The sequence below is a fragment of the Gemmiger formicilis genome (assembly GCF_016901605.1).
In the GTDB taxonomy this organism is placed as follows: domain Bacteria; phylum Bacillota; class Clostridia; order Oscillospirales; family Ruminococcaceae; genus Gemmiger; species Gemmiger formicilis_B.
Genome location: NZ_JACJKP010000543.1, coordinates 1 through 333, shown reverse-complemented (window position 1 = coordinate 333; position 333 = coordinate 1). Strand labels below are relative to the sequence as shown.

1 pseudogene is annotated in these 333 nt (G+C 62.2%); it reads left to right on the top strand.

What is annotated here, in order from left to right:
* Nucleotides 1-333, top strand: a pseudogene (locus H6B10_RS15865) (alpha-L-rhamnosidase); the annotation flags it as partial.

The following is a 333-nucleotide window of genomic DNA, read 5'->3' as shown; positions in this document are numbered from 1 at the left end:
TGACGGACGGATGGCCAACATTGCCCCGCCCAACAGCCGCCCCGGGTATATGACACCCATGCTGTGCATGTCCGCCGGCTGGGGGGACGCCGCCATTTTGGTGCCCTACGCTCTCTATAAGCGCACCGGCGACCGCCGCATACTGGCCGATAACTATGAGATGATGCAGCGGTGGTATGCCTTTTTGCTGGGCCGTGCCCAGCAGACCACGGAGGAGCAACAGAGCGGCGAGTATGCCAAATACACGGTGCTCAACGGCCTGGACTACGGTGAGTGGTGCGAACCCGGAGTAACACCCATGCAGGCCATGGCCAATCCCCGCAAGAGCGTAGG